The organism is Pseudomonas mosselii (genome assembly GCF_003205295.1).
Classification (GTDB): Bacteria; Pseudomonadota; Gammaproteobacteria; order Pseudomonadales; family Pseudomonadaceae; genus Aquipseudomonas; species Aquipseudomonas mosselii_B.
Map to the genome: position 1 here is coordinate 26,291 of NZ_QJRP01000039.1, position 12,468 is coordinate 38,758.

The window sequence follows — 12,468 nt, forward strand, 5'->3', positions numbered from 1 at the left end:
CCAGGGTTGAATGGTTCACGCATCAATCGCCGGGGCTGCTTCGCAGCCCTTTCGCGACACAAGGCCGCTCCTACAGGGATCGCGCAGGCCGTAGCCTCACTCGTGGTTCTGCGGCACCAGAATGGTGTCCCGGGCTTCGGGCAGCATCCCCGGGTAATCCAGGGTGTAGTGCAGGCCTCGGCTTTCCTTGCGCTGCATGGCCGAGCGGATCATCAGCTCGGCCACCTGCGCCAGGTTGCGCAGCTCGATCAGGTCGCGGCTGACCTTGTAGTTGCTGTAGAACTCGTCGATCTCGCCCAGCAGCATGCGCACCCGGTGCTCGGCGCGCTGCAGGCGCTTGCTGGTGCGCACGATGCCAACGTAGTCCCACATGAACCGCCGCAGCTCGTCCCAGTTATGCGCGATGATCACGTCCTCGTCCGAGTCGGTCACTTGGCTTGCGTCCCAGCAGGGCAGGGCGCGGGGCATGGCGACCTGGTCCAGGCGCGCCTCGATGTCGGCGGCGGCGGCGCGGCCATAGACGAAGCACTCGAGCAGCGAGTTGCTGGCCATGCGGTTGGCACCGTGCAGGCCGGTGAAGCTGGTCTCGCCGATGGCATACAGGCCGGGCACGTCGGTGTGGCCGTGCTCGTCGATCATCACTCCGCCGCAGGTGTAGTGGGCCGCGGGCACCACCGGGATCGGCTGGCGGGTGATGTCGATGCCGAAGGTCAGGCAGCGCTCGTAGACCGTCGGGAAGTGGCTGGTGATGAAGTCGGCCGGCTTGTGGCTGATGTCCAGGTAGACGCAGTCCACCCCCAGGCGCTTCATCTCGTGGTCGATGGCGCGGGCGACGATATCCCGTGGCGCCAGCTCTTCGCGCGGGTCGAAGCGCGGCATGAAGCGCTCGCCATTGGGCAGGCGCAGCAGGGCGCCCTCGCCACGCAGGGCCTCGGTGATCAGGAAGCTCTTGGCCTGTGGGTGGTAAAGGCAGGTCGGGTGGAACTGGTTGAATTCCAGGTTCGCCACCCGGCAGCCGGCTCGCCAGGCCATGGCGATGCCGTCGCCGCAGGCGCCGTCGGGGTTGCTGGTGTACAGGTAGACCTTGGCCGCGCCGCCGGTGGCCAGCACCGTGAAGCGCGCGCCGAAGGTGTCCACCTCGCCGGTGTTGCGGTCCAGCACGTAGGCGCCCAGGCAGCGGTCGCCGTCCAGGCCCAGGCGGCGTTCGGTGATCAGGTCGACGGCCACGCGCTGTTCGAGCAGTTCGATGTTCGCGCGTTGCCGGGCCTGCTCCAGCAAGGTGGTGAAGATCGCGGCGCCCGTGGCGTCGGCGGCATGGATGATGCGCCGGTGGCTGTGACCGCCCTCGCGGGTCAGGTGGAATTCGAAGCCGCCGTCGTCGACGCTGTAGTGTTCGTCGCGGGTGAACGGCACGCCTTGCTCGATCAGCCACTGAATGGCCTCGCGGCTGTGCTCGACGGTGAAGCGCACGGCGTCCTCGTGGCACAGTCCGCCACCGGCGTTGAGGGTGTCCTCGACATGGGACTGCACGGTGTCGGTGTCGTCGAGCACCGCGGCGACGCCGCCCTGGGCCCAGAAGGTCGAGCCGTTGGCCAGGTCGCCCTTGCTCAGCACGGCTATGCGCAGATGGCGCGGAAGGTTCAGTGCCAGGCTGAGACCGGCGGCACCGCTGCCGATCACCAGGACATCATGTTGGAATTGTTGGCTCATGTCGGGACACTAGTAATCTTTGGAAGGGGCACGGCACAATAGTCGAGCGCAGATGGCACTGTGAAACTATCGTGAAACCTGGCCGGGATGCCTTTATAGCAGCCCCGGGCGCTTGATTTCCAATGGCGCATACGGGTGGGGAGCGATCTTTTTGGGAACTTTCCGATACCCCTGGAAATCCTATGAAGGCTGCCCGTACGCCACAGATTGCCGCGGCGACGCAAGGCGGCAGCTCTATCTTGGGCTGACACCTGCGTAACGAAACCAGATTATCGACGCAGCCGGCCGTGACCGCGCTGCGTCTTTCGTGCGAGCCGACCAAGGGCCGCAGGAAACTTGCTTGGAGGGGAGAACTTTTGCGCAAAGCCCGAGTCTATGGTTGCAAGCCTGAACGATGGCTGTTGCAACGCTCCTTCGAGATCACTGAGGAGTGTTCATGCTAACCCAGGAAGAGGATCAGCAGCTTGTCGAACGCGTGCAGCGTGGCGACAGGCGAGCTTTCGATCTGTTGGTGCTGAAGTATCAGCACAAGATTCTCGGGTTGATCGTGCGTTTCGTACACGACACCCATGAGGCGCAGGACGTGGCGCAGGAAGCCTTCATCAAGGCATACCGTGCGCTTGGGAATTTTCGCGGTGACAGTGCGTTCTATACCTGGCTGTACCGCATCGCCATCAACACGGCGAAGAACTACCTGGTGTCCCGCGGAAGACGGCCACCAGACAGTGATGTGAGCTCCGAGGATGCGGAGTTCTACGACGGCGATCATGGTCTCAAGGATCTCGAGTCCCCAGAGCGCTCGTTGTTGCGGGATGAAATCGAAGGCACTGTCCATCGGACCATCCAGCAACTGCCGGAAGATTTGCGTACGGCGCTGACCCTGCGTGAGTTCGATGGATTGAGTTACGAGGACATTGCCAGCGTCATGCAATGTCCGGTGGGTACCGTGCGCTCTCGAATCTTCCGCGCTCGGGAGGCCATAGACAAAGCCCTGCAACCCCTGTTGCAGGAAACCTGAGACAGCGGCGACAGCCAAGAGAGGAACCGCCATGAGTCGTGAAGCTTTGCAGGAATCGCTGTCCGCGGTGATGGATAACGAAGCGGACGAACTGGAACTGCGTCGCGTGCTGAACGCCGTCGACGATGCCGAAACCCGTGCCACCTGGTCGCGTTACCAGGTTGCCCGCGCAGCCATGCACAAGGAGCTGCTGCTGCCCAAGCTGGACATCGCCTCGGCGGTTTCCGCGGCACTGGCCGACGAGGCCGTGCCGGCCAAGGTCAAGCAGGGCCCTTGGCGCAGCCTCGGTCGTCTGGCCGTGGCCGCTTCGGTGACCGTTGCGGTGCTTGCCGGCGTGCGCTTCTACAACCAGGACGAGATCAGCGGTGCCGAGCTGGCCGCCCAGCAGCCTGCCCAGCAGGGCCTGACCATGCCACAGGCGCAAGGTCCGGCCGTATTGGCAGGCTATAGTGAAGGCAACGAGCAACCGACCGGGCCGATGGCCAACGGTGTGCTGCAAAACCAGGCCGGCTGGGATCAACGCCTGCCGGGCTACCTGCGCCAGCATGCCCAGGAGTCCGCGCTTAAGGGCAACGAGACCGCGCTGCCTTACGCCCGCGCCGCCAGCCTGGAAAACCGCTAAGTTAAGGAGGATCATGCGCGCGCTACCTCTCCTGTCGCTGCTGCTTGGCAGCAGCCTGACGGTGCAGGCCCTGGCCGCCAACTCCTCGCCCGAGGCGAGCGAGTGGCTGAACAAGCTGGCACGGGCCGAGCAGCAGCAGAGTTACCAGGGATCCTTCGTTTACGAACGCAACGGCAGCTTCTCATCCCACGATATCTGGCATCGCGTCCAGGACGGCAAGGTCAGCGAGCGGCTGCTGCAGCTCGACGGCTCGGCCCAGGAAATCGTGCGGGTCGATGGCAAGGTGCAATGCGTGAGCGGCAACTTGGTCAGTCGCGTGGACACGCCGCCGGACACGGCACCGCGTGTGCTCGATCCTCTGAAACTGATGAGCTGGTACGACCTGAGCGTTGCAGGCAAGTCACGCGTCGCCGGGCGCGACGCGGTGATTGTCGCGCTCACCCCGCGTGACCAGCACCGCTACGCCTTCGAATTGCACCTGGATCGCCGCACCGGCCTGCCCTTGCGTTCGTTGATGCTCAACGACAAGGGCCAACTGCTCGAGCGCTTCCAGATGACCCGCCTGAACACCGACGATGTGCCAACCGACGCCGACCTCGGTGCCAGCGCAAGTTGCAAGCCGGTCGAACGCATGGCTGGCGGCACTGCCGAAACCGTTGTCGGATGGCGTTCGGACTGGCTGCCGCCGGGGTTCGAGCTGGTCAACAGCTCAGTGCGCCGCGACCCTGAACGCAAGAGCACCGTCAGCAGCCTGATGTATGACGACGGCCTGGCCCGTTTCTCGGTATTCCTCGAGCCCATCGGCAACGAGGCCGGTATCGATACCCGTGCCCAGCTCGGCCCCACCGTCGCGGTGTCGCGGCGCCTGAACACGCCCAAGGGCAAGGTGATGGTCACGGTGGTCGGCGAGATCCCGCTGGGCACCGCCGAACGTGTCGCCCTGTCGATGCGGGCCCAGGATGCCCAGGCGCGTCAATGACGGCGCGCCTTCTGACAGCTCTTGTTACACAGAGCTGACATGAAATTAAGGCATTGTCATTTGCAATCCTGCCGCAAATTTCCTATAGGTCAGGCTTCTCGGAGTCTGGCCTTTCCTGCGTCTGCGGGAACCTTACTGCTAACTACGCTCGTTGTGACGGGAGCCGTATGTCAATACCACGTTTGAAAACCTACCTATCGATGTTCGCCGCCGTGCTCATGCTCGGCCAGGTGCTCAGTGCCCAGGCCGAGGAATCCCTGCCGGACTTCACCACCCTGGTCGAGCAGGCCTCGCCGGCGGTGGTCAACATCAGTACCAAGCAGAAACTGCCGGACCGCCGCGTCGCCGCCGGGCAGATGCCGGACCTCGAAGGCCTGCCGCCGATGTTCCGCGAGTTCTTCGAGCGCAACATGCCGCAGCAGCCGCGTTCGCCCCGTGGCGACCGCCAGCGCGAGGCGCAGTCACTGGGTTCGGGCTTCATCATCTCCAGCGACGGCTATGTGCTGACCAACAACCACGTGGTGGCCGACGCCGACGAGATCATCGTCCGCCTGTCCGATCGCAGTGAACTGCAGGCCAAGCTGGTGGGCACCGACCCGCGCACCGATGTGGCCCTGCTCAAGGTCGAGGGCAAGAACCTGCCGACCGTCAAGCTGGGCGACTCGGAGAAGCTCAAGGTCGGTGAGTGGGTGCTGGCCATCGGCTCGCCGTTCGGCTTCGACCACTCGGTGACCAAAGGTATCGTCAGCGCCAAGGGCCGTACGCTGCCCAACGACACCTATGTGCCGTTCATCCAGACCGACGTGGCCATCAACCCCGGCAACTCCGGTGGTCCGCTGTTCAACATGAAAGGCGAGGTGGTGGGTATCAACTCGCAGATCTTCACCCGTTCCGGCGGCTTCATGGGCCTGTCGTTCGCCATCCCGATCGACGTGGCGATCGATGTGTCGAACCAGCTGAAGAAAGACGGCAAGGTCAGCCGCGGCTGGCTGGGCGTGGTGATCCAGGAGGTCAACAAGGACCTGGCCGAATCCTTCGGCCTGGACAAGCCGGCCGGCGCCCTGGTGGCCCAGGTGTTGGAAAACGGCCCTGCAGCCAAGGGCGGCCTGCAGGTGGGTGATGTGATCCTGAGCATGAACGGCCAGCCGATCGTCATGTCCGCCGATCTGCCGCACCTGGTCGGCAGCCTCAAGGACGGCGAGAAGGCCAAGCTGGAGATCATCCGCAACGGCAAGCGTCAGAATCTGGATGTCACCATCGGCGCGTTGCCCGAGGATGACGCCGACATCGGCCTGGGCGCAGGTGCCGATGGCAGCGCCGAGCGCAGCAGCAACCGGCTGGGCGTGTCGGTGTCCGACCTGACCGCCGAGCAGAAGAAGTCGCTGGAGCTCAAGGGCGGCGTGGTCATCAAGGAAGTCCAGGATGGCCCTGCAGCCATGATCGGCCTGCGTCCGGGTGATGTCATCAGCCACCTGAACAACCAGGCCATCGCCTCGGCCAAGCAGTTCACCGAGATCGCCAAGGAGCTGCCGAAGAACCGTTCGGTGTCCATGCGCGTACTGCGTCAGGGGCGTGCCAGCTTCATCACCTTCAAGCTGGCTGAATAAGCGGGTTGAACGGTAGGGAAAGGGCAGCTTCGGCTGCCTTTTTTCATGAAATTTCACAATTCTCTGTAGGAGCGGCCTTGTGCCGCGATCGGGCGCGCAGCGGCCGCAGAGGCGCTGGGGTGCAGCGCATGCTGGATATTGCGGCTGCTGCGCGCCCGATCGCGGCACAAGGCCGCTCCTACAGTGCGGAAGTGCACCCGATAGAGGAATCTCCCATATCCCTCCGGCTTGAGGTACAATTCCCGGCTATTTTTCGGCGGGCGTCCGGCTCGCAGCCTTTTCGAGTGTTGACCCGTGAGTGATTTGAGTCATATCCGCAATTTCTCCATCATCGCCCACATCGACCATGGCAAGTCGACGCTGGCCGACCGTTTCATCCAGATGTGCGGTGGCCTGACTGCGCGCGAAATGGAAGCTCAGGTTCTCGACTCCATGGATCTCGAGCGCGAGCGCGGTATCACCATCAAAGCCCACAGCGTCACGCTGCACTACAAGGCTCAGGATGGTAAGACCTACCAGCTGAACTTCATCGACACCCCCGGTCACGTCGACTTCACCTATGAAGTCTCGCGCTCGCTGGCGGCGTGCGAAGGTGCGCTGCTGGTGGTCGATGCCGGTCAAGGCGTCGAGGCCCAGTCCGTGGCCAACTGCTACACCGCCATCGAGCAGGGCCTGGAAGTCATGCCCGTGCTGAACAAGATGGACCTGCCCCAGGCCGACCCGGACCGCGTCAAGGACGAGATCGAGAAGATCATCGGCATCGACGCCACCGATGCCGTGGCCTGTAGTGCCAAGAGCGGCATGGGCGTCGACGAGGTACTCGAGCGCCTGGTGCAGACCATCCCCGCGCCGGAGGGCGAGATCGATGCGCCGCTGCAGGCACTGATCATCGACTCCTGGTTCGACAACTACCTGGGCGTGGTCTCGCTGGTGCGCGTACGCCAGGGCCGCGTCAAGAAGGGCGACAAGATCCTGGTCAAGTCCACCGGCAAGGTGCACCTGGTCGACAGCGTCGGCGTGTTCACCCCGAAACACACCCAGACCGCTGATCTGAAAGCCGGTGAAGTGGGCTTCATCATCGCCAGCATCAAGGACATTCATGGCGCGCCGGTGGGTGACACCCTGACCCTGTCCAACACGCCTGAAGTCGAAGTGCTGCCAGGCTTCAAGAAGATCCAACCGCAGGTCTACGCCGGCCTGTTCCCGGTCAGTTCCGACGACTTCGAGGACTTCCGCGACGCCCTGCAGAAGCTGACCCTGAACGACTCGTCGCTGCAGTACATGCCGGAAAGCTCCGACGCCCTGGGCTTCGGCTTCCGTTGCGGCTTCCTCGGTATGCTGCACATGGAGATCATCCAGGAGCGCCTGGAGCGCGAATACGACCTGGACCTGATCACCACCGCGCCGAGCGTGATCTACGAATTGGAGCTCAAGACCGGCGAGACCATCACCGTCGACAACCCGTCGAAGCTGCCGGACGTCTCGGCGGTCAACGACTTCCGTGAGCCAATCGTCACCGCGACCATCCTGGTACCGCAGGAGCACCTGGGCAACGTCATCACCCTGTGCATCGAGAAGCGTGGCGTGCAGCGCGACATGCAGTTCCTCGGCAGCCAGGTGCAGGTGCGCTACGACCTGCCGATGAACGAAGTGGTGCTGGATTTCTTCGACCGCCTGAAGTCGACCAGCCGCGGCTATGCGTCGCTGGACTACCATTTCGACCGCTACCAGTCGGCGAACCTGGTCAAGCTGGACGTGCTGATCAACGGCGACAAGGTCGATGCCCTGGCCCTGATCGTGCACCGCGACAATGCCGCCTACAAAGGCCGCGCATTGACCGAAAAGATGAAGGAACTGATCCCTCGGCAGATGTTCGATGTGGCGATCCAGGCAGCCATTGGCGGCCAGATCATCGCGCGGACAACCGTCAAGGCGCTCAGAAAGAACGTACTGGCCAAGTGCTACGGTGGCGACGTAAGCCGTAAGAAGAAGCTGCTGGAGAAGCAGAAGGCCGGTAAGAAACGCATGAAGCAGGTGGGTAACGTGGAGATTCCACAGGAAGCCTTCCTTGCTGTGCTCAGGTTGGATAGCTAGGTCCTATGTCGCTAAATTTCCCGCTGTTGCTCGTCATCGCTGTCGCCGTCTGCGGCCTGTTGGGTCTGATCGACCTGCTGTTCCTGGCCCCGCGCCGGCGGGCGGCGATCGCCAACTACCAGGGCAGCGTCAGCCAGCCCGAAATGGCCGTGGTCGAACGTCTGAACAAGGAGCCCTTGCTGGTCGAGTACGGCAAGTCGTTCTTCCCGGTGCTGTTCATCGTGCTGGTGCTGCGTTCGTTCCTGGTCGAGCCGTTCCAGATCCCGTCGGGGTCGATGAAGCCGACGCTGGAAGTGGGCGACTTCATCCTGGTGAACAAGTTCTCCTACGGCATTCGCCTGCCGGTGATCGACAAGAAGGTCATCGAGGTGGGCGATCCGCAGCGCGGGGATGTGATGGTGTTCCGCTACCCGAGCGACCCCAACGTCAACTACATCAAGCGTGTGGTTGGCCTGCCGGGCGACGTGGTGCGCTACACCAGCGACAAGCGGCTGTTCGTCAACGGCCAGTCGATTGCCGAGCAACTGGTCGGCAGCGAGCCGGGTACCCTGGGCAGCGCCGAGCTGTACAAGGAGAAACTCGGTGAAGCCGAGCACCTGATCCGCAAGGAGATGACCCGCTACCGCATGCCGCCGGACCAGCAATGGACCGTGCCGGCCGGTCACTACTTCATGATGGGTGACAACCGCGACAACTCCAACGACAGCCGCTTCTGGGATGACCCGAACATTCCAAAGGAGCTGCACGGCATGGTTCCGGACCGCAACATCGTCGGCAAGGCCTTCGCGGTATGGATGAGCTGGCCGGAGCCGAAACTCAGCCACTTCCCGAACTTGTCGCGGGTCGGGCTGATCCATTGACTAACGACGGCGCTGTCCACGGACAGCGCCGATTGCATTTCTGACATAGGCTGTGTTCTCAGGGAGCGAGAGCTTTCGCCGTTTCCGGCGACAGACCGCAGTCAAACCGTCTTTCAGGATGTTGATTTGAACAACGCGTTGAACATTGCACGGGTGGCCCCATGAGCGCTTCCCTGGCCCGCCTGGAGCGCAAGCTCGGCTACACCTTCAAGAACCAGGACCAGATGCTGCTGGCCCTGACCCATCGCAGCTATGCCGGGCGCAATAACGAGCGCCTGGAGTTCCTCGGCGATGCCATCCTCAACTTCGTGGTCGGCGAGGCGCTGTTCGAGCGCTTCCCGCAGGCCCGCGAAGGCCAGCTGTCGCGCCTGCGCGCGCGGCTGGTCAAGGGCGAGACCCTGGCTCGCCTGGCCCGTGGCTTCGACCTGGGCGAGTACCTGCGCCTGGGCTCGGGCGAACTCAAGAGCGGGGGCTTTCGTCGCGAGTCGATCCTCGCCGACGCCCTCGAGGCCCTGATCGGCGCCATCTACCAGGACGCCGACATGCAGACCGCCCGCGAGCGCATCCTGGCCTGGCTGACCGATGAGTTCGACGGGTTGACCCTGGTCGACACCAACAAGGACCCCAAGACGCGCCTGCAGGAGTTCCTGCAGTCGCGTGCCTGCGAGCTGCCGCGTTACGAAGTGGTGGACATCCAGGGCGAACCGCACTGCCGGACTTTCTTCGTCGAGTGCGAAGTGGTCCTGCTGAACAAGAAAAGCCGCGGCCAGGGCGTGAGCCGGCGTATCGCCGAGCAGGTCGCCGCTGCCGCTGCATTGATCGCCCTGGGCGTGGAGAATGGCAATGACTGAGAACACTTCGACCCGCTGCGGCTACGTGGCCATCGTCGGTCGCCCGAACGTGGGCAAGTCCACGCTGCTCAACCATATCCTCGGGCAAAAGCTGGCGATCACCTCGCGCAAGCCGCAGACCACCCGCCACAACATGCTCGGCATCAAGACCGAGGGTGACGTGCAGGCGATCTACGTCGACACTCCCGGCATGCACAAGGCCAACGACAAGGCGCTCAACCGCTACATGAACCGCAACGCCTCGGCGGCCCTCAAGGACGTCGACGTGGTTATTTTCGTGGTCGACCGTACCAAGTGGACCGACGAGGACCAGCTTGTGCTCGAGCGTGTGCAGTACGTGACCGGCCCGTTGATCATCGCGGTCAACAAGACCGACCGCATGGAAGAGAAGGCCGAGCTGATCCCGCATCTGCAATGGCTGCAGGAACAACTGCCGAACGCCGAAGTGATGCCGATCTCCGCGCAGCAGGGGCACAACCTCGAAGCGCTGGAGGCCCAGATCGCCAAGCATCTGCCGGAGAACGAGCACTTCTTCCCCGAAGACCAGATCACCGACCGCAGCAGCCGCTTCCTCGCCGCCGAACTGGTGCGCGAGAAGATCATGCGCCAGCTCGGTGCGGAGCTTCCGTACCAGATCACCGTGGAAATCGAGGAGTTCAAGCAGCAGGGCCATGTGCTGCATATCCATGCGCTGATCCTGGTCGAGCGTGACGGGCAGAAGAAGATCATCATTGGCGACAAGGGCGAGCGTATCAAACGCATCGGTTCCGAGGCGCGCAAGGACATGGAAGTGCTGTTCGACTCCAAGGTCATGCTCAACCTGTGGGTGAAGGTCAAGGGTGGCTGGTCCGACGACGAGCGCGCCCTGCGTTCGCTGGGTTACGGCGACCTGTAAGCCTTACCTGCGAACCCGTTTTTCCTGTGGGAGCGGGTTTACCCGCGAATGCGATAGTGAATCCACTGACGCTTTCGCGGGTAAACCCGCTCCCACAGGTGCATATGGCCTTCAGAGACAGTGCATGGACCAACCCACCCCCCAACCCGCCTACGTGCTGCACAGCCGCGCCTACAAGGAAACCAGCGCGCTGGTGGACTTCCTCACCCCCCAGGGTCGGGTGCGGGCGGTGCTGCGCCGGGCGCGGGGCAAGGGTGGCAGTCTGGTGCGGCCGTTCGTACCGCTGGAAGTCGAGCTGCGCGGGCGCGGCGAACTGAAGAACGTCGGTCGCCTGGAAAGCAGCGGCATCGCGGCCTGGCTGCACGGCGACGCGCTGTTCAGCGGGCTCTACCTCAACGAGCTGTTGATGCGCCTGCTGCCCGCCGAGGCGCCGCATCCGGCGTTGTTCGAGCACTACACCCTGACCTTGCAGGCCCTGGCCGCGGGCCGCCCGCTGGAGCCGCTGCTGCGCTCCTTCGAATGGCGCCTTCTGGACGAGCTGGGCTATGCCTTCGCGTTGGACCATGACGTCAACGACAGCGCAGTCGTCGCCGAGGGGCTCTATCGCCTGCAGGTGGACGCTGGTCTTGAGCGGGTGGAACTGTTCCAGCCCGGGCTGTTCAAGGGCAGCGAACTGCTGGCCCTGGCCCAGGCCGACTGGGAAGCGCCCGGTGCCTTGCTTGCCGCCAAGCGCCTGATGCGCCAGGCCCTGGCGGTTCACCTGGGGCCCAAGCCACTGGTCAGCCGGGAACTGTTTCGCAAGCGCTGAGCACGACGTATGCTGTGGGGCTCAATCTTCAGGAGAGCCCTTTCGTGACTCACAGCAACCGCATGCTTCTCGGCGTCAACATCGACCACGTGGCGACCCTGCGCCAGGCCCGGGGCACCCGCTATCCGGATCCGGTCAAGGCCGCCCTGGACGCCGAGGAAGCGGGTGCCGACGGCATCACCGTGCACCTGCGCGAAGACCGCCGGCATATCCAGGAGCGCGACGTGCTGCTGCTCAAGGACGTGCTGCAGACCCGCATGAACTTCGAGATGGGCGTCACCGAAGAGATGATGGCCTTCGCCGAGAAGATCCGCCCGGCGCATATCTGCCTGGTGCCGGAAACCCGCCAGGAACTGACCACCGAAGGCGGCCTCGATGTGGCTGGCCAGGAAGCGCGGATCAAGGCGGCGGTCGAGCGCCTGTCGCGCACCGGCGCCGAGGTGTCGCTGTTCATCGATGCCGACGAGCGGCAGATCGAGGCCTCGCGCCGTGTCGGCGCGCCGGCTATCGAGCTGCACACCGGCCGCTATGCGGACGCCGAGACGCCGACCGAGGTGGCCGAGGAGCTCAAGCGTATTGTCGATGGCGTGGCATTTGGCGTTGGCCAGGGCCTGATCGTCAATGCCGGGCATGGCCTGCACTACCACAACGTCGAGGCCGTCGCCGCGATCAGGGGCATCAACGAGCTGAACATCGGCCACGCGCTGGTGGCCCATGCGCTGTTTGTCGGTTTCAAGGCGGCGGTAGCAGAGATGAAGGCACTGATCGTCGCCGCTTCGCGCTGATCAGCGCTCTTCAGTACCGGCCCTTTCGCGGGTAAACCCGCTCCCACAGGTACTGGGCAAGCCCCAGGGCTGGTGAGATCCCTGTGGGAGCGGGTTTACCCGCGAAGAGGCCGGCGCTGGCGGTGGATCACTCGGCCTGGAAGACCAGGGTGAAGCGAGTCGGGCCCGCTGGTTGGCTTTGAACCTCCACCCGCCCCCCATGCAACTGCATGATCGACTTCACGATCGCCAGCCCCAAC

At 63.8% G+C, this 12,468-nt stretch carries 12 protein-coding genes; 10 read left to right on the forward strand and 2 right to left on the reverse strand.

Annotated features, from left to right (window positions below):
* Nucleotides 1-96 precede the first annotated feature (96 nt).
* Nucleotides 97-1,710: an L-aspartate oxidase gene (gene nadB, locus DMX06_RS23150; protein ID WP_110739519.1), complete on the reverse strand. Its 1,614-nt coding sequence runs from the start codon at nucleotides 1,708-1,710 to the stop codon at nucleotides 97-99.
* A gap of 436 nt (nucleotides 1,711-2,146) precedes the next feature.
* Between nadB and rpoE the strand changes: the two genes are divergently transcribed.
* From rpoE to pdxJ, 10 genes are all read left to right on the forward strand, one after another.
* Nucleotides 2,147-2,728, forward strand: coding sequence for an RNA polymerase sigma factor RpoE (gene rpoE / locus DMX06_RS23155; protein WP_003252049.1), 582 nt, complete (start codon nucleotides 2,147-2,149; stop codon nucleotides 2,726-2,728).
* A 31-nt stretch (nucleotides 2,729-2,759) separates the two neighbouring features.
* Nucleotides 2,760-3,350 (forward strand): sigma-E factor negative regulatory protein, encoded by a 591-nt coding sequence (locus DMX06_RS23160; protein WP_110739520.1) that lies wholly within the window; start codon nucleotides 2,760-2,762, stop codon nucleotides 3,348-3,350.
* Between the two features lie 13 nt (nucleotides 3,351-3,363).
* Nucleotides 3,364-4,329 carry a MucB/RseB C-terminal domain-containing protein gene (locus DMX06_RS23165; RefSeq protein WP_110739521.1) on the forward strand — a complete coding sequence of 322 codons (966 nt, stop codon included), beginning with the start codon at nucleotides 3,364-3,366 and terminating at the stop codon, nucleotides 4,327-4,329.
* A 200-nt stretch (nucleotides 4,330-4,529) separates the two neighbouring features.
* A complete protein-coding gene (locus DMX06_RS23170) occupies nucleotides 4,530-5,936 on the forward strand; it encodes a DegQ family serine endoprotease (RefSeq protein ID WP_371263124.1) in 1,407 nt (468 codons plus the stop codon).
* Nucleotides 5,937-6,230: 294 nt separating this feature from the next.
* A complete protein-coding gene (gene lepA, locus DMX06_RS23175; RefSeq protein ID WP_110739522.1) occupies nucleotides 6,231-8,030 on the forward strand; it encodes a translation elongation factor 4 in 1,800 nt (599 codons plus the stop codon).
* 5 nt (nucleotides 8,031-8,035) lie between these two features.
* Nucleotides 8,036-8,890 carry a signal peptidase I gene (gene lepB, locus DMX06_RS23180; RefSeq protein ID WP_110739523.1) on the forward strand — a complete coding sequence of 285 codons (855 nt, stop codon included), beginning with the start codon at nucleotides 8,036-8,038 and terminating at the stop codon, nucleotides 8,888-8,890.
* A 161-nt stretch (nucleotides 8,891-9,051) separates the two neighbouring features.
* Entirely contained in the window at nucleotides 9,052-9,741 is a 690-nt protein-coding gene (gene rnc, locus DMX06_RS23185) for a ribonuclease III (protein WP_028690123.1), read from the forward strand.
* Nucleotides 9,734-10,636, forward strand: coding sequence for a GTPase Era (gene era / locus DMX06_RS23190; RefSeq protein ID WP_028690122.1), 903 nt, complete (start codon nucleotides 9,734-9,736; stop codon nucleotides 10,634-10,636). The genes rnc and era overlap by 8 nt, the downstream gene beginning before the upstream one ends.
* Before the next feature lie 124 nt (nucleotides 10,637-10,760).
* The gene (gene recO, locus DMX06_RS23195) at nucleotides 10,761-11,444 is read left to right on the forward strand and encodes a DNA repair protein RecO (RefSeq protein ID WP_110739524.1); all 684 of its coding nucleotides are present in this window, start codon (nucleotides 10,761-10,763) and stop codon (nucleotides 11,442-11,444) included.
* A gap of 62 nt (nucleotides 11,445-11,506) precedes the next feature.
* Entirely contained in the window at nucleotides 11,507-12,229 is a 723-nt protein-coding gene (gene pdxJ / locus DMX06_RS23200; RefSeq protein WP_375538115.1) for a pyridoxine 5'-phosphate synthase, read from the forward strand.
* Between the two features lie 127 nt (nucleotides 12,230-12,356).
* On the opposite strand, the gene DMX06_RS26640 is transcribed toward pdxJ, so the two are convergent.
* Nucleotides 12,357-12,468 (reverse strand): ATP-binding protein (locus DMX06_RS26640; protein ID WP_146232233.1); only part of this gene is annotated, 112 nt, incomplete at its 5' end.

Excerpts from the sequence above, each read along its gene's own strand:
- DMX06_RS23160 (WP_110739520.1), top strand. The coding sequence starts at position 2,760 with ATGAGTCGTGAAGCTTTGCAGGAATCGCTGTCCGCGGTGATGGATAAC.
- pdxJ (WP_375538115.1), top strand. The coding sequence starts at position 11,507 with ATGCTTCTCGGCGTCAACATCGACCACGTGGCGACCCTGCGCCAGGCC.
- DMX06_RS23165 (WP_110739521.1), top strand. The coding sequence starts at position 3,364 with ATGCGCGCGCTACCTCTCCTGTCGCTGCTGCTTGGCAGCAGCCTGACG.
- rpoE (WP_003252049.1), top strand. The coding sequence starts at position 2,147 with ATGCTAACCCAGGAAGAGGATCAGCAGCTTGTCGAACGCGTGCAGCGT.
- rnc (WP_028690123.1), top strand. The coding sequence starts at position 9,052 with ATGAGCGCTTCCCTGGCCCGCCTGGAGCGCAAGCTCGGCTACACCTTC.
- recO (WP_110739524.1), top strand. The coding sequence starts at position 10,761 with ATGGACCAACCCACCCCCCAACCCGCCTACGTGCTGCACAGCCGCGCC.
- lepB (WP_110739523.1), top strand. The coding sequence starts at position 8,036 with ATGTCGCTAAATTTCCCGCTGTTGCTCGTCATCGCTGTCGCCGTCTGC.
- era (WP_028690122.1), top strand. The coding sequence starts at position 9,734 with ATGACTGAGAACACTTCGACCCGCTGCGGCTACGTGGCCATCGTCGGT.
- DMX06_RS23170 (WP_371263124.1), top strand. The coding sequence starts at position 4,530 with ATGTTCGCCGCCGTGCTCATGCTCGGCCAGGTGCTCAGTGCCCAGGCC.
- nadB (WP_110739519.1), bottom strand. The coding sequence starts at position 1,710 with ATGAGCCAACAATTCCAACATGATGTCCTGGTGATCGGCAGCGGTGCC.